Origin of the sequence: Dokdonella sp., assembly GCF_039926425.1 — a bacterium.
Classification (GTDB): Bacteria; Pseudomonadota; Gammaproteobacteria; order Xanthomonadales; family Rhodanobacteraceae; genus Dokdonella_A.
The window spans coordinates 1-19,529 of the sequence record NZ_JBDSWZ010000091.1 but is presented as its reverse complement, the minus strand read 5'-3'; the positions used below and the strand labels follow the sequence as shown (position 1 = coordinate 19,529).

General features: G+C 63.3%; 20 protein-coding genes. 8 read left to right on the top strand and 12 right to left on the bottom strand.

The features are described 5' to 3' along the window. Positions 1-160 precede the first annotated feature (160 nt). A complete protein-coding gene (gene dapB / locus ABIV12_RS06065; RefSeq protein WP_348057285.1) occupies positions 161-961 on the top strand; it encodes a 4-hydroxy-tetrahydrodipicolinate reductase in 801 nt (266 codons plus the stop codon). A 91-nt stretch (positions 962-1,052) separates the two neighbouring features. Here the strand turns inward: dapB and ABIV12_RS06060 are convergent, their stop codons facing one another. From ABIV12_RS06060 to metG, 5 genes are all read right to left on the bottom strand, one after another. After that, on the bottom strand, positions 1,053-2,318 hold the full coding sequence (locus tag ABIV12_RS06060; protein WP_348057283.1) for an OprO/OprP family phosphate-selective porin: 1,266 nt from the start codon (positions 2,316-2,318) through the stop codon (positions 1,053-1,055). A gap of 386 nt (positions 2,319-2,704) precedes the next feature. Beyond that, complete coding sequence (gene nth, locus ABIV12_RS06055; protein WP_348057281.1) at positions 2,705-3,346, bottom strand: endonuclease III; 642 nt, start codon at positions 3,344-3,346, stop codon at positions 2,705-2,707. After that, the gene (locus tag ABIV12_RS06050; RefSeq protein ID WP_348057279.1) at positions 3,343-4,026 is read right to left on the bottom strand and encodes an RnfABCDGE type electron transport complex subunit B; all 684 of its coding nucleotides are present in this window, start codon (positions 4,024-4,026) and stop codon (positions 3,343-3,345) included. Before ABIV12_RS06050 ends, nth begins: the two co-directional genes overlap by 4 nt. Before the next feature lie 172 nt (positions 4,027-4,198). Further along, positions 4,199-4,657 (bottom strand): hypothetical protein, encoded by a 459-nt coding sequence (locus tag ABIV12_RS06045; RefSeq protein ID WP_348057277.1) that lies wholly within the window; start codon positions 4,655-4,657, stop codon positions 4,199-4,201. Positions 4,658-4,687: 30 nt separating this feature from the next. Next, complete coding sequence (gene metG, locus ABIV12_RS06040) at positions 4,688-6,865, bottom strand: methionine--tRNA ligase (protein WP_348057276.1); 2,178 nt, start codon at positions 6,863-6,865, stop codon at positions 4,688-4,690. A 201-nt stretch (positions 6,866-7,066) separates the two neighbouring features. Between metG and ABIV12_RS06035 the strand changes: the two genes are divergently transcribed. After that, positions 7,067-8,128, top strand: a complete 1,062-nt coding sequence (locus ABIV12_RS06035) for a helix-turn-helix domain-containing protein (protein WP_348057274.1) — start codon at positions 7,067-7,069, stop codon at positions 8,126-8,128. A 327-nt stretch (positions 8,129-8,455) separates the two neighbouring features. Continuing rightward, positions 8,456-10,801 carry a hypothetical protein gene (locus tag ABIV12_RS06030; RefSeq protein ID WP_348057273.1) on the top strand — a complete coding sequence of 782 codons (2,346 nt, stop codon included), beginning with the start codon at positions 8,456-8,458 and terminating at the stop codon, positions 10,799-10,801. 136 nt (positions 10,802-10,937) lie between these two features. Here the strand turns inward: ABIV12_RS06030 and ABIV12_RS06025 are convergent, their stop codons facing one another. After that, positions 10,938-11,387, bottom strand: coding sequence for a DUF2147 domain-containing protein (locus ABIV12_RS06025; protein ID WP_348057271.1), 450 nt, complete (start codon positions 11,385-11,387; stop codon positions 10,938-10,940). 124 nt (positions 11,388-11,511) lie between these two features. Between ABIV12_RS06025 and apbC the strand changes: the two genes are divergently transcribed. From apbC to ABIV12_RS06000, 5 genes are all read left to right on the top strand, one after another. Continuing rightward, positions 11,512-12,603 carry an iron-sulfur cluster carrier protein ApbC gene (gene apbC / locus ABIV12_RS06020; RefSeq protein ID WP_348057269.1) on the top strand — a complete coding sequence of 364 codons (1,092 nt, stop codon included), beginning with the start codon at positions 11,512-11,514 and terminating at the stop codon, positions 12,601-12,603. Positions 12,604-12,716: 113 nt separating this feature from the next. Further along, positions 12,717-13,283 (top strand): dCTP deaminase, encoded by a 567-nt coding sequence (gene dcd / locus ABIV12_RS06015; RefSeq protein ID WP_348057267.1) that lies wholly within the window; start codon positions 12,717-12,719, stop codon positions 13,281-13,283. Positions 13,284-13,403: 120 nt separating this feature from the next. Continuing rightward, positions 13,404-13,856 (top strand): hypothetical protein, encoded by a 453-nt coding sequence (locus ABIV12_RS06010; RefSeq protein ID WP_348057265.1) that lies wholly within the window; start codon positions 13,404-13,406, stop codon positions 13,854-13,856. A gap of 55 nt (positions 13,857-13,911) precedes the next feature. Then, on the top strand, positions 13,912-14,325 hold the full coding sequence (locus ABIV12_RS06005; RefSeq protein ID WP_348057264.1) for a hypothetical protein: 414 nt from the start codon (positions 13,912-13,914) through the stop codon (positions 14,323-14,325). A gap of 81 nt (positions 14,326-14,406) precedes the next feature. Further along, positions 14,407-15,093: a hypothetical protein gene (locus ABIV12_RS06000; protein ID WP_348057262.1), complete on the top strand. Its 687-nt coding sequence runs from the start codon at positions 14,407-14,409 to the stop codon at positions 15,091-15,093. 126 nt (positions 15,094-15,219) lie between these two features. On the opposite strand, the gene pcp is transcribed toward ABIV12_RS06000, so the two are convergent. From pcp to ABIV12_RS05970, 6 genes are all read right to left on the bottom strand, one after another. Then, the gene (gene pcp, locus ABIV12_RS05995) at positions 15,220-15,876 is read right to left on the bottom strand and encodes a pyroglutamyl-peptidase I (RefSeq protein ID WP_348057260.1); all 657 of its coding nucleotides are present in this window, start codon (positions 15,874-15,876) and stop codon (positions 15,220-15,222) included. Next, entirely contained in the window at positions 15,873-16,844 is a 972-nt protein-coding gene (locus ABIV12_RS05990; protein ID WP_348057258.1) for a DUF979 domain-containing protein, read from the bottom strand. Before ABIV12_RS05990 ends, pcp begins: the two co-directional genes overlap by 4 nt. Then, positions 16,831-17,526, bottom strand: a complete 696-nt coding sequence (locus ABIV12_RS05985) for a DUF969 family protein (RefSeq protein WP_348057256.1) — start codon at positions 17,524-17,526, stop codon at positions 16,831-16,833. Before ABIV12_RS05985 ends, ABIV12_RS05990 begins: the two co-directional genes overlap by 14 nt. After that, positions 17,523-18,335 (bottom strand): 5-oxoprolinase subunit PxpA, encoded by an 813-nt coding sequence (locus tag ABIV12_RS05980; protein ID WP_348057255.1) that lies wholly within the window; start codon positions 18,333-18,335, stop codon positions 17,523-17,525. The genes ABIV12_RS05985 and ABIV12_RS05980 overlap by 4 nt, the downstream gene beginning before the upstream one ends. Then, complete coding sequence (locus tag ABIV12_RS05975; protein WP_348057253.1) at positions 18,328-19,332, bottom strand: biotin-dependent carboxyltransferase family protein; 1,005 nt, start codon at positions 19,330-19,332, stop codon at positions 18,328-18,330. Before ABIV12_RS05975 ends, ABIV12_RS05980 begins: the two co-directional genes overlap by 8 nt. Next, positions 19,329-19,529 (bottom strand): carboxyltransferase domain-containing protein (locus ABIV12_RS05970; protein WP_348057251.1); only part of this gene is annotated, 201 nt, incomplete at its 5' end. The genes ABIV12_RS05970 and ABIV12_RS05975, both read right to left, overlap by 4 nt.

The following is a 19,529-nucleotide window of genomic DNA, read 5'->3' as shown; positions in this document are numbered from 1 at the left end:
ATGCTCTATCGATGGTTCACGAAGAGCATCGCGGCTGAAGCCGCTCGCACAGATCCACCTTTGATCGTCGCGCACGCGCGCTGTCCATTTACATCGCTTCGATGTCGCTGCATTGTGAGCGTCGCATGCGTTCGACTGCCCAGATTCACGGAGCCATTGAGTGAGCCCACCCATCAACGTCGCCGTCCATGGTGCAGCTGGACGCATGGGGCAATCCATCCTTCGTCTGCTCGGCGACTGCGATGACCTGTCCGTCGTGGCGGTGATGGTGCGCCCTGGTAGCAGCCTCGACGGCATTGCGGTTTCCGTCGCGCAGTCCGCGCTTCTGCATGCATCGTCTCTCGACGACGACCTGCATCCGCAGGTGCTCATCGATTTCAGCAATGCAGCCGCGTTCGACGGCGCACTCGCGCTTGCAGTGAAACGACGCATTGCATTCATCAGCGGCACGACCGGCCTCGATGCGCGCCAGCGCGACGCACTCGATCGGGCAGCGGCGATCATCCCTGTGCTGTGGAGCGCGAACTTCAGTCTCGGTGTGGCGGTGCTCGCACGGCTGGTCGCGCAAGCCGCCAAAGCGTTGCCGGGCTGGGACTGTGAGATTGCCGAATCGCACCACAGTGGCAAGAAGGATGCGCCGTCGGGCACCGCAATCGCTCTTGGTCGCGAAGCGGCTGCAGCGCGCGGGCAGGACTTCGACCGCGTTGCCCAACTCTCTGGTTCGGGCAACGATGCGCCGCGGATGGTTGGCGAGATCGGCTTCGCAGTGACGCGTGGCGGCGACATCGTTGGCGAGCACACGGTGCTCTTCGCGACCCGGGGCGAGCGTATCGAGCTGACCCATCGCGCGACCGACCGCGACATTTTTGCGCGCGGCGCCATCGAAGCGACACGCTGGATCGCGGGCAGGGACGTGGGGCGCTACACCGTGTCGGATGTCGTCGCCGGTTCCTCCGCGTAACAATCCGTCAACGCGTCACCCGACGATCGTGCATAAAAAAGGGGGCGCTGATGGCGCCCCCAAAGGAGAGTTCGTTTCGGCGAGACCAGCCTTAGAAGTAGACCTGCGCGCGCAGTTCGAACACGCGCGGATCCACATCGGCGTCGCCGTTGACCGGTGCGCCGTAATGCTTGGTGCTCTGGGCCCAAATGTAGTTGGCCTGGAATTTCAGATGCTGGCCGAGATACCAGTTCGCACCGACAGTGATGTCGTTCTGCTTGCCGCCAAGCACCGGGCCGTCGTTGAGATCAAGCTGGCTGTAGCGCGCAGCGATTTCGAACGCTCCGTAGTCGTGGCTCGGGCGCACATTGCCGATCGAGCCCTTGCTGTACGGACGGCTCTCGCCGGTCAATACCCACGAACCCTGGATGTAATAGCCATCTCCGGTGAAGCTCGGCTTCCCCTTGGGATCTGCGCTGAAGGTCAGGTATTCACCCTGCACCAGCAGCGGCCCGTGAATCCACGCGCCTTCAAATCCGACGCGATCGATCGTGCCGGGCAAACTGAGCTTTCCAGTGTCGATCAGCCGGGTGCCAATCAGGCCTGCTTCGGGCTTTGCACGGAACTGTGCGGACGGATTTGAGACGATCCCGCGACCATCCGTGGTTGCATCGCGATCTTCCTGCGACGCGGCGATGCCGAGATGGAACACTTCACTTTGTTCGCGCGAGCCGGCGCCCGGCTGGCGGTTGACCGGATTCCACACGACGCGCGCGGCGGGGCCGTCACCATCGTTGTCACCGCCAAGGTCGCCGCCGCTGAAATACGCCGCGTAGAGCAACCAGTTCGGAATGCCGGTGTAGGTCCAGTCGAAGCCGATTCGGCGTCCCATGTTGGTGGCCTGCACCGGAAGCGCGCGTTCGAGGAACGTAGTGGCGCTCGAGCTGATCGTTTCTTCCCAGCCGACCGGGGTCTTGAACTGGCCGACGCGGAAATCTCCGACCTGCTTGTTGCTGTAGCGGATGAAATTGTCGATCCACTGGCCGTGGACACCCGCACCCGACGGTGTGGTCTTGAATCCGCTCACCGTGAAGTCGTAGCCGATGTTGAAGTCCCAACCGCCCGGCAGCTTGCCGTAGAAGTTGAATTCCTTGCGGCGCCACGCGTTCGCGTCGGACAGGAGTTCCTTCCCCGTGCGCGGATCGGTCGTGTCACCACTGAACTGGTTGAGCTCGTACTGGTACAGACCCTTGAACCCGAATTCGTATCCATCGGCGGGCTTGTACTTGGTCGGCCAATCATTGAGCCAGTCGTAGGCCATGGCGTTGGTGCCATAGGCGCAGAAAAGAGTGGCGGCAATCGCGTGTCGCAGTTTCATCGGAGTCCTCGGAGAGTGCGGCTGAACTGGCGCGCAGTCTGGTGGCCTCTTGTTACGGTCCGATGACGGTTCAACAGGTTTTTAACGCTGTCTCGTTGTTACGTCGCCGCGCACTGCGGTTGCGGACGTGACGAATCGCTCGGGACTCTGTCACAAGTGCTTGATATGACATTGATGAGACAGATCGATGATGGCGCATGCTTCATCGCGCGGTTGAACACAGGGCGACGATCACTTCCATGGGAGGGGCATCAGCCCCGATGCTCTTGCGGGTCTTTCCACAGAACGCCATCGCATCCGAAGCCACTCCCACGAACGCGTGCGCATTCGGACGTGTCGGTTGTCATGCGATGTCCATTCAAATCCAGGTCGTCGACGCCAGCGCGCTACGCATTTGCCGGCGTCTTGTGCCGGTACGCGCACAGATCGTTGATTGCGCAGACGGGGCAAGCCGGTTTGCGCGCCTTGCACACATAGCGGCCGTGCAGGATCAGCCAGTGGTGCGCGTCGTGACGGAATTCTTGCGGGACTACCCTGACCAGCTTGTCCTCGACCGTGCGCACATCGTCGCCCTTCGCCAGACCAGTGCGGTTCGCGACCCGGAAAATGTGCGTGTCGACCGCGATCGTCGGCTCGCCGAACGCGGTGTTGAGCACCACGTTCGCGGTCTTGCGGCCGACGCCTGGCAGCGCTTCGAGCGCTTCGCGTGAGTGCGGAACGTCGCCGCCGTGCTTGTCGACGAGAATCCTGCATGTCGCGATCACGTTCTTCGCCTTTGCGTTGAACAGACCGATCGAGCTGATGGAGGCCTTGAGGCGCGCCTCGCCCAGATCGAGGATCTGTTGCGGCGTATTGGCGACCGCATAGAGCTTCTTCGTCGCCTTGTTGACGCCGACATCGGTCGCCTGCGCCGACAGGATCACCGACACCAGCAATTCGAACGGCGTGGTGTAGTCGAGTTCGGTGGTCGGGTGCGGATCGAGTTCGCGCAGGCGGCGGAACAGTTCGATCACCTGTTCGCGCTTCATGCGTCGGATGGGTCCGGCATGCGCCCGGCGCGCTTTGCCTTGCCGCGGGCGATGGCATCGAGAACGGCGCTTCGGCTCAGGGGCTGCGATGCGTTGATTGTCGTAGGAGCGGCTTCAGCCGAGTTGCTTTTGCTCGGAATTCCGGAAACCATCGCGGCTGAAGCCGCTCCCACCGAGTCAACATCGGCTGCGCGCGCAAACCTTCGCTCTCTATTCTCGTAACGTGAGCGCGCGCGCGCTGCCGTTTCGAGCACCTGCGAGCGTGGGGGCGGAGTCGTCCCGATCGGCACCAGTGCAATGCAATCGACCGGGCATGGCGGCAGGCACAGTTCGCAACCCGTGCATTCCGCCGCGATGATCGTGTGCATGCGTTTCGCCGCGCCGACGATTGCGTCGACCGGGCAGGCCTGGATGCACTTGGTGCAGCCGATGCACACGTCTTCGTCGATGATTGCGACGAGGGCCGGCTGCTCCAACCCATACGTCGGATCGAGGGGGACGGGCGAGCGACCGGTGACGCGGGCGAGTGCCTTCACACCATCGGCTCCGCCGGGTGGACAGCGGTCGATTCCTGCGTTCTCGTTGGCGATTGCATGCGCGTACGCGGCACAGGTCGGGTATCCGCAGCGCGTGCACTGGGTTTGCGGAAGGACGGCGTCGATGCGGTCGGCGAGGGACATGTTGTGTGGATTGTAGCGAGGCTTGCCGGCGGGCCGGTGCGTAGCGGGCGAAACCCGGAGGAGGAGACGCTTGGATGCGCCGCGCCGGGAACGGTGGCAGCACGGGGTGCGCCCAAAGGGCGAACCGTCGCTTCCGTCGCGGACGCGTCGGGCGCGCGTTTTCGCCGCGCTTCTAGTTCAACGCACGCAGGTCGGCGATCACCCCGTCGCGCAACGCGGAGATCGCGCGGGTCACGGATTCTTCCGCTTGAGCGTCGCCGGTGTCGAGCTTGTCGACGTTCTCCTGCCACGCAGCGAACACCGCGTGCCCCTGCGTGTCCACGTTGACGGAAACCAGGGTCGACATGTCGCGGATCACGGTGACCTTGCCCCAGCCGCTCAGCCGGTTTTCGTCGCTGTGATCTCCGCCATAGTAGCGCCGGTCGGCGATTTCCTGCAGTTGGCCAAGCGTTTCCAGCACCATGAATCCGGCGGCCCGCGTGTTGCGATGGGCTTCCGTGGTCTGGTTGCGCCACGTGTTGTAGCTGGTGCCGAACAGCGCGACCGTCAGGCTGATCAGCGCGACGGCATTGCGCCGGACGCTCGCGATGAATTGTCGCCGGAAAGGCACGGTTTCATGCGGCTCGGCCATGATGCGCTCGTGGCATTCCGTCGAACGGCGCTACTTGACCTGCATCCCTGCCGTCGCGCCGCTGTCGGCGTCGAGCAGGAAGAGATCGGCTCCACCGCTGCCTGCCGACAGGATCATGCCTTCGGACACGCCGAAGCGCATCTTGCGCGGCGCGAGGTTGGCGATGAACACGACGCTGCGCCCGACAAGCTTTTCCGGTTCGCCATACGCTGCGCGAATGCCCGAGAAGATCTGACGCGTGCCGAGATCGCCCGCATCCAGTTCGAAACGCAACAGTTTGTCCGACCCTTCGACGAAGTCGCACGCGACAACCTTGGCGACACGCAGGTCGAGTCTGGCGAAGTCGTCGATGGAAATCGGCGCTGCGGCAGCGTCCGGCACGGGCGCCGCAATCGGGGACTTTGCAGGAGCGGCTTCAGCCGCGATGCTCTTGTCCTGTCCGGCGGTTTTCGGCGCGATGCCTGCCGCGGCTGAAGCCGCTCCCACAACCGAGTTGGCAGGCTGGAGCGATTCTTTGGAGGCTTCGATCATGGCGGCAATCTTCGCAGGTTCGATTCGGGACTGGAGCATGGCAAAGGGCCGAAGAGACGTTCCAAGGAGCGGGTCGTCGACATCCGAGAACCGCTTGAACTCGACACCGAGAAATTCCTCAGCCCGCTTCACCGTCGAGGGAATGATCGGTTTGAGATAACACGCAGTGGCACGGAAGATGTTGATCGCCAGCGTGCAGACGCGATGGAGGTCATCACGGCGTGCCTCGTCCTTCGCAAGCGACCACGGCTTCTGTGTCGCGATGAAATCATTCGCAACGTCGGCACTTTGCACCAGCAGGCGGGTGACGGCTGCGTAGTCCCGTTGCTCATACAATTTCACGCACGGTCGCAGCAATTCCGCCACGGTTCGGTCGTAGCGATCGCTGGCGACTGTGCCTTCCTCCTCATCCAGCGAGTCGCAGAGCTTGCCGTCGAAGAACTTCTCGATGAATCCGGCGCAGCGGCTCGCGATGTTCACCCACTTGCCGACCAGGTGCGAATTCACCCGCTCTTCGAACGCCTTCAGGTCAAGGTCGAGATCTGCCAGCGTCGGCCCGAGCAACGTCGCGAGGTAGTAACGAAGATAGTCCGGGTCGAGATGATCGAGGTAGGTGCGCGCATTGACGAACGTCCCGCGCGACTTGGACATCTTCGCGCCATCGACGGTGAGGAAGCCATGCACGTTCACCGCCGTCGGCGTGCGCAGGCCTGCGCCATGCAACATCGCCGGCCAGAACAGCGTGTGGAAGTACACGATGTCCTTGCCGATGAAATGCACCATCTCGGTGTCGGCCGTATCGGCGCGCGTATAGCGCTCGAAGTCGGTGACCGACAGATCCGCTTTCTTGCCGCTTTCGCACAGTTCCTTGAACGTTGCGAGATAGCCGACCGGTGCATCGACCCAGACGTAGAAGAACTTGCCCGGCTCGTCGGGAATTTCGAAACCAAAGTACGGCGCGTCGCGTGACACATCCCAGCTGCGCAGGCCGTCGGCGAACCATTCCTGCAGCTTGTTCACGACTTCGCTTTGCAACTTGCCGGCATCGCGGCGTTCGATCAGCCACGCTTTCAGCATCTCTTCGAAGTTCGCGAGCTTGACGAACAGGTGGTTCGATTCCTTCTCGACCGGCGTTGCTCCGGACACGACCGAATACGGATGGATCAGGTCGGTCGGGTTGTACGTCTTGCCACACACCTCGCACGCGTCGCCGTACTGGTCCAGGCTGTGGCAGTTCGGACATTCGCCCTTGATGAAGCGATCCGGCAGGAACATTTCCTTCTGCGGATCGAACAACTGCTTCACTGGACGCGATTCGGTGTGGCCGCCCGCAACGAGCGCCTTCCAGATTCGCGCCGTGAGATCGCGATTGGCGGCACTGTCGGTGGTCGAGTAGTGGTCGTACTCGACGCCGAAATCGCGCAGGTCCGCGGTGTGTTCTTCCCACACCCGCGCAATCAGCGCCTGCGGCGTGGTGCCTTCGCTCTCGGCGCGCAGCATGATGCCGCTGCCGTGTGCGTCATCGGCGCAGACGAAATGGACCGTGTGGCCGGCCATGCGCATCGCGCGCGTCCAGATGTCCGACTGCACATGCTCGACGATGTGTCCGAGGTGGATGCGGCCATTTGCGTAGGGGAGCGCCGAGGTGGCGAGGATGTTCCGTGTCGGCGCAGTCATGCGTCGTGAGCTTCCGCTGATGGATGCAGCTTGAAATTATGACACGCCTTCGCTGGCGTCGATGCGACGCCTGCCGGTTGATCGGTTGGTATAGTCCGCGCTACCGCGCCGGCGCGCCCGTTGAATGCATGAGGGATGCCGACGCACGTTCCTTGCGGCCGAGGCCGCGCGACACACTCCTGCTGGTACCCAAGCGCGCCGATGACCCCCACGCAGATCGACTCCAGTGACTCCCGGCCGCTCGAGGTTCTCGGAATCGGCCCCGACGAGGAACGGATCTATCGCGTGCTGCTGGTCAAAGGCGCGGCCACCGCTGCCGAGGCCTCCGAGGAACCGCGGTTCACGTTGCGCAAGACGCAACGCCTGCTCGATGTGCTCGAGTCGAAAGGACTCGCGACGCGCTCGCCGGAGCGGCCACCGCGCTACCGACCGGCCCCGCCCGACATCGCCATTCAGGCGCTCACCATGCACCTGCAGCAATCGATGCAAAGGGCACAGGGAATGATTCGGGAGCTGCAGCAGCTGGCCGCGGCCGGCCCGCAGATCAAGCAGGAGCAGATCATCGAATTGGTCAGCAGTCGCGATGCCGGCCGACTGCTCTTGGCGCAGGTCCACGGTTCGGCCGAGCACGAAATCGATGTCTTCGTTCGCGCCCCCGTGCTGTACACATCGCTCAAGAGTTCCGAACCCGACGAAATTCAACGCATCGTGCAGGCGCGTGGCGTGCGGGTGCGCACGATCAATGACGCGGAGATTCTGACGATCCCCGGTGCCCTCGAGCACATTCGCGCCCATGTCCTGGCAGGGGAGGCGGCGCGGGTCCTGCCGTCGCTTCCGTTCAAGATGGTCCTGGTCGACCGCCGGATCGCCCTGATCTTTCTCAATCCCGAGCAAGCCGACAATCCATTGATGCTCGTACGTTATTCCGCATTGCTCGAAGCCTTCTACACGATGTTCGAAATTCTCTGGGACAAGGCGGCACCCATCACGTTCGCGAGTTCAGGGACAGCGACCATCGGTGACTCGCGAGCGGGTCTGTCGGCCGAACTCGAACAATTGCTGCCGCTGCTCACCGCGGGACTCAACGACAAGACAATCGCGCATAAGCTTGATGTTTCCGAACGCACGGTGGCGCGCCGGATCGTCGACCTGCTGAAAGTGCTCGGCGCGAGAACCCGATTTCAGGCGGGATGGCTTGCCGCCATCCGTGCCAAATCGCCGCCGATGTCGAGTCAGAAGCCAAGGCCGCGTTCGCGGCGTTGAACCAAGCTGCGCGAGTGGTGGTCGCTCCGCGTGCTTGCGGCCAACAACCCGGTGTTCCGGTCGGTTTCGGAAAGCGATCTGGTTTGTCTGATCAAGACATGGCGTAGATCAGACAGAAAACGCGTAGACACGCTTGCGATCAAAAGCCGACACTCCAATCGTGTGCTCGCCACCGGATCGTGCGGGCGCCAAGCCATCGTTTCGCCTCGCACGCTGCGGATCGGCGCAAAGTCGGTCGGGATCGTTCAGCACATCGTGCACAACGATTCCGGGCACGCTTTCCGATCGCCGCTTTTCCTCCGCTTCAGACACTCGAAAGGAAACACAATGACCGTCCTGTCCGTCGACTACTTGACCGCGCGCAGCAGTGTCCGGAACGGGTGGCGTCCCGCTGCATCCCGCTTCCTGGCCATCGGTGTCGGGTCCTTCATTGCTCTTTCGTTTGGTGGCCCGCCGCGGGTCGCGTCGGCAGCCCTTCCGGATCGTCCGGTCGGCAACTACGTCACCAATGGTCCGGTGCGGGCCGGCGCGCAGGCAGGCAACACGATCTACAACGGCGGATCGTTCGATCGGATCGGGCTTCGCACCGGTCCCGGCGTCGAAGTGGGTCCCGACGGATCGCAGCACGCAGGCTTGCCGGAGATCGCCGGGTCAGGACCGAGCGCGTTCATCGGCTTCGGTGGTGGATTGAATAAGGTCATCGCCGACGGTGCCGGCGGCTGGTACGTGGGTGGTCTGTTCACGCATGTCGGGGATCTGCCACGTACCAATCTGGCGCACATCCTCTCCGATCACAGCGTCGACCCCAATTTCCACCCTGTCGTGGATGATGCGGTCCACGCGCTCGCGCTCTCGGGTTCCACGCTGTACGCAGCCGGCTCTTTCACATCGGTCGGCGGCCAGACACGTAATCACATCGCAGCACTCAACGTCGCCGACGGAAGTCTCACCGCATTCAGTCCGAATGCGGACATGGATGTGGAGACGTTGGCGTTGTCCGACGATGGTTCGATCGTCTATGCCGGTGGCCGGTTTACGACCATCGGAGGTCTCGCTCGTCCGTCGCTCGCTGCACTCGACCCGGCCAGTGGCTCCGCCATTGCGTCCTTCAATGCGAACGTGGCCGGTGCCAACGACACCGGCGTCGTCGTTACGCTCGCCGTCGCCGGCTCCACGCTGTACGCAGGCGGATCTTTTGCGGCGATGGGCGGGCAACCGCGCACGAACATTGCGGCGGTGAGTCTCGGTGGAGCGAACGACGGCGTCGCGGTGCCAGGCTTCAACCCGGACCCCAGCTATTTCCAATGCGGCGCATGCGCGCAAATTTTCGGAATCACGGTATCGGGGTCATCCGTATTCGTCGGAGGTCTGTATGACACGATTGCAGGCCAGGCACGGTCCAACCTTGCAGAGCTCAATCGCGTCGATGGCACGGCCACGTCATTCGATCCGCATTCCAACAACACGATCTTCAACATGGTGATCTCGGGATCCACCATGTATATCTCGGGCGGCTTCAATTCCCGAGACGGGTCACCGTCGATCGGAGGGCAGCCCCGCAACTACGTCGCGCAACTCAACCTCGCCGACGGTTCCGCGACTGCGTTCAATCCGAACCCGAACAAGCTTGTTTTATCGATCGGCGTTGCAAATTCGGACATCTATCTTGGCGGCTACTTCAGTTCTCTCGGGGGCGTCGTACGCAAGGGCGTTGCGGCGCTGAATGCGGCAGATGGCTCTCCCACCAGCTTCGACACGGGGCCGGGCAGTGTCGATGAAGATCCGCAGGTCACCGCGCTCGCCGTGGCCGATTCGACCCTCTATGTCTCGGGATATTTCTCGACCATGGGTGGACAGCCGCGCGCCGGCATCGCCGCGCTCGATACGACCACCGGCATGGCGACCGGCTGGGATCCGGGCACCGACGGGATCATCCTGTCGTTGGCCGTGTCGGGTTCCACCGTGTACGCCGGCGGCAGCTTCTTCAACCTGGGAGGGCAACCCCGTACCTTCCTCGGCGCGATCGATGCCGCGAGTGGCGCGGCGACCTCGTGGGATCCACAGGCGAACAACGAGGTCGACGCCCTCGTGGCGAAAGGTCCCCTTCTCTATGTCGGCGGCAATTTCACCCAGATCGGAGGACAGGCCCGCAACAAGCTTGCCGCGCTCAGCGCAGCCGATGCAGCCGCCACGGACTGGGATCCCGACGCGACCGAACTGGGCAACGTCCTTGCGCTAGCCATTTCCGGCACGACGATCTACGCCGGCGGTAATTTCACCTCGATCCACGGCGTGCCGCGGACCAACATGGTGGGGATCGGCGAAAGCGATGGCGTGCCGACGCCATTCGATCCCCAAGCCAGTGACCCGGTAACGGGTGGAGGCGTTTCGTCGATCGCCGTTTCCGGAAAGGTCGTCTACGCAGGCGGATCCTTCAGCACGATTGGCGGCCAGCCGCGCAACATCCTCGCGGAGTTGAACGACGACGACGGCAGCGCCACGGACTTCAACCCGAACGGCCATCCCGGCGCCATCGTTCAAGCGCTCGCGGTTACTCCAAACGGCACGCTCTACGCGGGTGGATCGTTCGTCACGTTCGACTCCGCCTATCAACAGGGAATTGCCATCTTCCAGTCGGACGTTATTTTCAATGACGGATTCGAGGGTCCGTGAAGCCCGCGGCCGAGGAGCTCCAGGATCGCCAGGCGTCAACCCGAAAGCGAGTTGCCGCCGCGCTCCCTGATGGAAGTCACTGCCCCGACACGCGAAGCGAGGTGACCGTCGTTTACCGTGCCCCCGGTCTGTGTTGCTAAGGAGCCTTGCGCTCCCAAACCTGCGAGCGGCCGAGCATCGCGAAACCGACGTAACCGTGGACATCGAGTTTCTGGCCGTTGTCGGTGAGGGTGAGCTTCACCTTGTAGGTTTTGCCGTTCTTCGGATCGAGGATCTTGCCGCCGTCCCAGACGTCACCATCCTTCTGCACATCCCAGATGATCGTCATGCCTTCGATCGGCTGGTTCTTGCGATCGCCATCGCACTCCTTGCAGACCGGATGCGGTCCCTGATCGGACTGCAGCACTTCGAGCACCTTGCCTTCGAGCTTGCCGCCCGTTTCGGTGATCTGCACGATCGACTTTGGTTTTCCGGTGGCGTCATCGATGCTGGTCCACGTGCCGACGGGGCTGATGTCAGCCGCCAGCGCGGGCACACCGATGGCCAGCGCGAGGGAGAGCAGGGCGGTTTGGCGAAAGTGCAGCATGGCGGAACTCCTGAAGGGGGTGGGTGCCGCTGCAACTTGCCGCTCCGATCAAGGGGCGTCAAGCCGCGCCGCAGCGCAATCGCGCTGGCATAATGCGCACCCTGCTTTCCGGTTCATCCCTCGAATGACGCAACTCCTCGAAACGCACGTCAGGGAGCTCCTGGCTGGCGTCACCGATCCGCACACCGGAATCGATCTGGTCACCAGCGGCGCTGTTCGCGGCGTCGGGATCGCCGGCGCTGATGTGTCGGTCGATATCCTGCTCGGCTACCCCGCGTTATCCGTGCAGGCGTCGATTGCCAACACCATCAAGAGAGCGCTTGAAGCCGATCCGGGAATCGCCCACGCCGCGGTCAGCGTTGCCTGTCGCGTGTTTGCGCACGAGGTGCAGCAGGGCTTGACCCCCTTGCCGGGTGTGAAAAACGTCATCGCGGTCGCGTCCGGCAAGGGCGGCGTGGGCAAGTCGACGGTCGCTGCGAATCTCGCGCTCGCACTGAAGGCCGAAGGTGCGAGCGTGGGCCTGCTTGATGCGGACATCCACGGCCCGAGTCAGGTGCGCATGCTCGGCCTGGTCGGGAAACCCGATACGACGGACGGCAAGCGGATCGAGCCCAAGCGCAACCACGGCATCCAGGCGATGTCGATCGGCCTGATGATCGAGGAAGACACCGCGATGATCTGGCGCGGTCCGATGGCGACCCAGGCATTGCAGCAACTCCTCGGCGAGACCAACTGGTCGGATCTCGACTACCTCGTGATCGACTTGCCGCCCGGCACCGGTGATATCCAGCTGACACTCTGTCAGCGCATTCCGGTGTCCGGTGCGGTGATCGTGACGACACCGCAGGACATCGCCCTGCTCGACGCCAGGAAAGGCCTGAAGATGTTCGAGAAGGTCAACGTGCCGGTGCTCGGCATCGTCGAGAACATGTCGACGCACGTGTGCTCGGCCTGCGGCCACGAAGAACACATCTTCGGCGAAGGCGGCGGCGTGCGGATGGCCGCGCAATACGACGTGCCGTTGCTGGGTTCGCTCCCGCTCGATATCCGCATCCGCGAGCAAGCCGACAGCGGCACGCCGACCGTGGTCGCGATGCCCGATTCGGATCTTGCCGCCCGTTATCGCGAGATTGCGCGCAACACCGCTGCGCGACTTGCGCTGCGCGCCCGCAACAAGGCGATCTCGTTCCCGAAGATCGTCGTGCAAAATACGTGACAACGGGGCATGCAGAGACCGGAATCGGGAATTGAAAAACGGTTCCTTCCTCATCTTCGCACGCCCATGACGACTGGCCTGAACCCATTCCCCCTTCTCGATTCCCGATTCCCATGTCAATAAAAAGCGACAGATGGATCCGCCAGATGGCGGAGCAGCAAAGGATGATCGAGCCGTTCGAGCGCGGCCAGGTCAAGGTCGAGGGCGATCGACGCCTGATCTCGTATGGCACATCGAGCTACGGCTACGACGTGCGCTGCGCCGACGAATTCAAGGTGTTCACCAACATCAACTCGACGATCGTCGATCCGAAGAATTTCGATTCGCGCAGCTTCATCGACGTGAAGGCGAACGAATGCATCATCCCGCCCAATTCGTTTGCGCTTGCGCGTACGGTCGAATATTTCCGCATTCCGCGAAAGGTGCTGACGATCTGCCTCGGCAAGAGCACCTACGCGCGCTGCGGCATCATCGTCAACGTGACACCGCTCGAGCCGGAGTGGGAAGGCCATGTCACGCTGGAATTTTCCAACACTACGACATTGCCCGCGCGCATCTATGCCAACGAAGGCGTTGCACAGATGCTGTTCCTCGAGTCTGACGAGGAATGCGAAACCAGTTACAAGGATCGCGGAGGAAAATACATGGGGCAGACCGGCGTGACGTTGCCTCATGCATGAGGCGTGAAGCATTCGCACGGTGCGGGTGCCCTGCGCAAAGGCTGGTGGTAGGCTTGGGCAGCGCTTGCAGCATCAATTGTCAATAACGCGTTATCGCACCCATCTGGAGTCGGCGGAACCATGCGGAGTTTTTCGATCGGATCGTCCTGCAAATTCATCGCGCTCGCCCTCACGGCAGTGCTGCTCGGAGCGTGTCACCGCGGCGGCAGCAAGCCCGATACCGTGCCCAATGCGAATATTCCCGCAGGCTTCGACCTCACGCTGATTGCGGACAAGGACACCCAGTTTGATCTGGATGGCGCGCCGCTGACCACTGAAGATCTCAAGAGTGCGCTGCGTTATCGACAGGAGGAGGCGCTGCCGATGGCGACCATCCTGCTGAAGCGCGGCGAAAAGGAAAAGATCAAGAACGAACACATCATCGCGTTGGCTCGGATTGCCTACCAGATGAAGTTCCGAGCGTTCATTGAGGAAAAGGACGAGATCTCCGAAATCAAGGCGGAGCTGAAGGAAGCAGACGCATCGCCGAGCAAGCAGGCCCCGGCCGCCAATGACGTGCCGCCGTCCAGATAGGCAGGCGTACCGCCGCCGTTGCGGCATCCATTGAATCTTCCGGGAGCGCTGGACCATGAACAACAAGATGATGCGTAGCGTGATTTTGGCGGTGGGATTCGCGGCCACGAGCCTTGCAGTCGCACGTTCGGACGTCCGTGACGGCAACGCGATGGTGGGGCCGGTCAAGGCCGACAAATACTCGATCGATGGATCAACCATGGGAAAGGCCGAACTGTATGGCTACATGGGCGACCTGCGCGATCGCGAGCACATCACCGGCATCGTGCTCAAGCGCGGCGGGAACGACGATCAGCGCCGTGTCATCGGGTCGATTGCGCGAACGCTCGAACTGAAAGCCTTCGAGCAGGATGGGCGCGACCTCAAGCCAATCGATTTGCCGGCCGTCGCGCCCCCGCCGCCTCCGATCGAGAACGCCGCTGCTCCAGCCGCCGCCGCCCCGCCGGCGGACGCCGACAGCAGTCATTGATCGATTGTCGGCGCGCGTCACTGTGCGAGCGGATGAGGGTGCGCCGGTTGTGCTGATCGATAGTGCCCCCATCACCTGCGCATGAATCGTCTTCGCGTTCCACTCGTTCTGGCGTGCGTGTTCGCCGCACATGGCGCCATTGCATTTTCAGCCAATCCTCTGCGGCTGATCACCGAAACCTATTCGGAATGGAAGGAGCGCCTGTTCGGCTCCGGCCACCCCACCCCCAAGGTGGTCGATGCGCCGGCGAGCGGGTCGATCGATTTGCAGCCCGGGCATCCTGTCCGCCTGAAGATTGGACCGCGAGCGCCGGAGCGGGATTTTCCGAAAGGAAAAAGTCGCTACCGCGTGATCGAACTTCCGGAAGAAGTCGAGCACGCTGCGTTGCGCATGCAGATCGCAACCGAGCGCAATGACCACGGCCACGGCAACATGGTGTTCAAGCCGTATTTCTACATGCTGGCGGCCGACGACACGCCGCAGGATCCGGTTGAGGCGAAACCGCTGCATCTGGATATTCGACCGTTCCGCCGCTCGCGTCTGCTCGGCTGTGTCACGCTCGACAAGGTCAAACGTTTCGCGGTCGCGACGCTCCCCGACGTGGTCGGAAAGTCGTATGAGTCGGAGGTGCGCGACGCCGTGAAGGCGGCAACGCCGGGTGGGTTCTACTACACGACCGATGCGGTCAAAGTGAAGCTGCCATATGCGGCCACCGGCACGCTGATTCTCGAGGTCACCGCGGAATCGAAGTCCGGCGAGGGCTGTTGAGTCGTCGCGCAAAGGCAATGCGAAAGCCTGAAACACGAAGAGGAGACGGGCAGATCAGGTGCTCTTTTCCGCGCATTCGTGCCCATCGTGGTTCAGTCGTTTGATCCGTTGGCTCCGACGACCATCTCAGTGGATCTCGCCACCCGCAGTGCGCACGTCGTGTGGCGTCAGAATGGCGCACGCAAGCGCGGCGCGCACTCCCTCGACCATCGTCTCCAGCGTCATGCTTGGCTGATCCGCGTTGCGGATGGCCTGTTCCGGCAGCCACGGGACATGGATGAAGCCGCCGCCTGTTCCGGCATGCCGATCGGCAATCAGATGGGCGAGCACAAAAAATGCCTGGTTGCAGACGAAGCTGCCTGCACTGAGCGAGACGCTTGCGGGAATGCCGAGCGCAGAAAGACGCGCAGCCATCGCCTTGACCGGGAGCGTCGAGAAATACGCACCCGTCGCTCCCGCGGCAATCGGTTCGTCGAGCGGCTGGACGCCCTCGTTGTCGGCAATGCGTGCGTCGATCAGATTGATCGCGACCCGCTCGATTGCAAGGCCGCTGCGGCCACCCGCTTGCCCGAGGCCCACCGCAAGTGCAGGGTGATGCGCATGGAGCAGCGATTCCAGCAGCGCAAGGGTGGGTGCGAACACCACCGGCAGGATCGCGCCGATCACCCGATGCCCTTCGATGTGTTCGCCGTCTAGTGCGCGCACGATTTCCTGCGAAGGATTGATCGTTTCACCGCCAAACGGTTCGAAACCGGTCAGCAGGATGGTTCGTTCGATGCTCATCGGAACGCGAGGAAGTAGAGCAGCACGATGTTCACTGCAAGCAGCGCGATCGCCGTGGGCAGTTGCGCGCGGATCACTCCGTACTGGTCGGGCAGTTCGAGCAACACCGCGGGGACAATGTTGAAGTTTGCCGCCATCGGCGTCATCAGCGTGCCGCAGTAGCCGGTGAGCATGCCGATCGACCCGAGCACGGCCGGGTCGGCGCCGTGGCGCAGAACCAGCAGAGGCAGTCCGATACCGGCCATCAACACCGGAAACGCGGCGAACGCATTGCCCATGATCACGGTGAACACGACCATTCCGAGTACGAATGCGGCGAGACAGGCGATGCGACTGTCGGTCGGGATCAGCACCGCGACGATGGAGGCGATCGAGTCCCCGACGCCCGTGGCTGCGAACACGCTGCCGAGCGTTGCAAGCAGCATCGGCAGAAGGGCGGCCCAGCCGAGCGTGTCGAGCAGCCGGGTTCCCTGGCGCAGCGATTCGACGGGTGACGCGCGGGTCGTGCGCAGGGCGATCAGCAACGCGATGACGCACGCGAGTGCCAGCGAAACCAGCGTTGGCTGCGCCGGGTCGATCAGCGCGAAGTCGCGCGACTGGGCGTATTTTGCGACGAGCACCAGTGCAAGTGTGATCGCCGGAATCGCAAGCGCCGGGAGGAACAGTCGATTGCCGAGCGCGGCCGCCGATCGCAGGCGTGCGGCCACTGCGGACGCGGCTTCCGGCAGCATGCGCAAATCGCCGCGCGCCGCCAGCGCACCCAGTGCGATCACACACAGACCCATCCCCTGCGCAGGCCAGCGCACGCCTCGGGCGTTCGCATCGAGGATCGCTTCGCCGAACAGGAACGGAGTTGCGAGGACGGCCCAGAATGCGGTCATTGCCCATCGCTTCGCGCGCGCGTTGAACATTGCGGCAACCAGCAGAAATGCGCCGATCAGCCAGTAAGCGTATTCAATCCGCAGCATGGGGCGTTGTTCCGGCTGGGTTGTGGCGTCGGATCGAGCGGGCGACCCACGCAATGCGCACCGCGTGGATCACGAAAGCCGCGATTGCGGTCGGCAGCGCCCATAGTGCAATCGCCAGCGGTTCCAGATGGATGCCCTGGCGTTCGTAGAATCCCTGGATCAACAGCACCGCGCCGAATGCGAGGAACACGTCTTCGCCGAAGAAGCGTCCGACGTTGTCGGTTGCCGCGGCAAGCGCGCGCACGCGCATGCGGTTCGCTTCGTCGAGCGGACGCTCCCGCTCGGCAGCGGCCTCGCTCATCGGCGCGAGGAGCGGGCGAACCGTCTGCGCATGGCCGGCAAGATCGATCAGGCCAAACATCGACAGCACTTGTCTCAGTCCCAGATAGTTCACCAGAAGGCGGGCGAGCGTGAGCGAGCGGAACCCGGCGATCCAACCCTGCGCGCGTTCGCGCAGGCCGTGGTGTTCGAGCAAACCGATCACCGGCAGCGTCAGCACGAACAGCAGCAAAGCCCGATTGCTGATGAACGACGTGCCGAGGAGAGAGAGCAGGTCTCCGATGCCCATTCCGGCAGCGAGTCCGCTGACCAGTCCGGCCACGACGACGACGAGCACCGGATTGCGGCGGGTCACGAACCCCGCGACGACCACTGCGACGCCGAGGAGCGGCCAATAATTCATCGTCCGCGTTCCGCACGGACGATGACGCCTGCCGCGTCCAGCGCTGCGCGCAGTCGACGGGCGAACCGTGCGGCGTCAGTCCGGTCGCCATGCACACACAGCGTGTCGGCGTGAAGCGCCAAGGTGCCGCCGTTGCGGGTTTGGGCGACACCATGGATAGCAATGGACAGCGCCTGCGCAACCGCCGCATCCACATCCTCGATCACCGCATCGGCTTCGCGTCGTGGCGTCAACGCACCGCCCGTTTCGTAGCGGCGATCGGAAAAGGCTTCGTGCGAAACGACGAGTCCCGCGCGTTCCCCGGCGCGCGGCAGTTCGCTTCCGGCAAGGCCGACCAGCACGAGAGCGGAATCGAAATCGCGCACTGCGCCAGCGACGGCATCGGCGAGGGTCGCGTCGCGCGCGGCCATGTTGTAAAGCGCGCCGTGTGGCTTGACATGCTGCAGCCGTCGACCCGACGAGCGCACGAACGCATCCAGGGCACCGATCTGGTACAGCGTCATTGCGTGCGCCTCGTCCGCTGAAATGCGCATTTCGCGTCGGCCGAAGCCGACGAGATCAGGCAGCGATACATGTGCGCCGATGGCGACGCCCGAGGCGACCGCCAGCGCGACCGTTCGGCGCATCGTGTCCGGGTCGCCGGCGTGAAAGCCACAGGCGACATTGGCCGACGTGATGAACGGCATCACATCGCAGTCGGCGCCCATCGTCCACGCACCGAACGATTCGCCGAGATCGCAGTTGAGATCGATGACGCGCGTGGCACGCATCGCCGGTGAACCCGTCGTGTCGGCAATCGGATCATTCATGCGTGGCGAGTCGTTCCGCAATGGTCAGGACGAACCGGTCGAGTTCGCGTTCGCGCGCAAGATAGCGTCTTTGCGCGTCGTCGCGGTCGATTTCGCGGAAGCGCACGCCATCACCGGGCTTGCGCTGCGCGAGTCGCGGAAAATCCACCGCAGCGACCTGGCCGATGCGCGGATAGCCGCCGGTGGTCGGATGCTCGGCCATCAGCACGATCGGTTGACCCGCGGGCGGCAACTGCACGGTGCCGAACGCGACCGCCTCGCTCACGCATTCGATCGGCGCCGTGAAGTGCAGATGCGCTCCATCGAGACGGTAGCCCACGCGGTTCGAGTCGACGGAAATGCGGAAGTCACATTGGTAGAGGGATGTCAGCGCTGCGTCGTCCAGCGCCGAATGGTGCGTGCCGCGGATGAGACGGATTGGATGTCCTGCGTCCTCATCGAACCAGGGTCGCGGATCAAGCGACCACGCTTTGGGATGCGCGCTTGCCTCGCCCCGCTCACGGCGTCGCGTCTGCACCACTGTTTCGTGCGCAGGCCGCGTGATCTTCAGCACATCGCCGACCGACAATGGTCGACCGTCCAAAGGCCCCAGCCCGGCATGGATGTCGGTTGCACGGCTGCCCAGCGTAGGCGCGAGATCAAAACCGCCCGCGACCGCGAGGTAGGCGCGGGTGCCACGGCGCGTCGTGCCGATGTCGACGACCGAACCCGCCTTCGCAAACACCGGCTGCCAAATGGCCATCGGCTCGCCGTCGATACTCACGTGGAACGGTGCGCCGGTCAGTGCGATGGTCGCGTCGACGTCGAAGCGCAAGCGGGGTCCGATCACGCTGATCTCCAGCGCGGCAAGGTTGTCATTGCCGACGAGCGCGTTGGCGAGGCGGAACGCGACCTCGTCCATCGGTCCGGCGTGCCCGATCCCGAACGACGCGCCACCGACGCGTCCGCGATCCTGCACGGTGCTCAGCACGCCCGGTTTCAGCACGTGGACGCTCACGCGGATCGATCCTTTTCCAACGCATCGAACTCGTGCTGGGCGATCGCCTGGAAGCGCACGCGATCGCCAGCCGCGAGCAGGCACGGCGTCGCCCGACACGGGTCGAACAGGATCAACGGTGTTCGCCCGACCAGCTGCCAGCCGCCCGGAAGTTCGCGTGGATAGATGCCGGTCTGCTCGCCGCCGATCGCAACCGA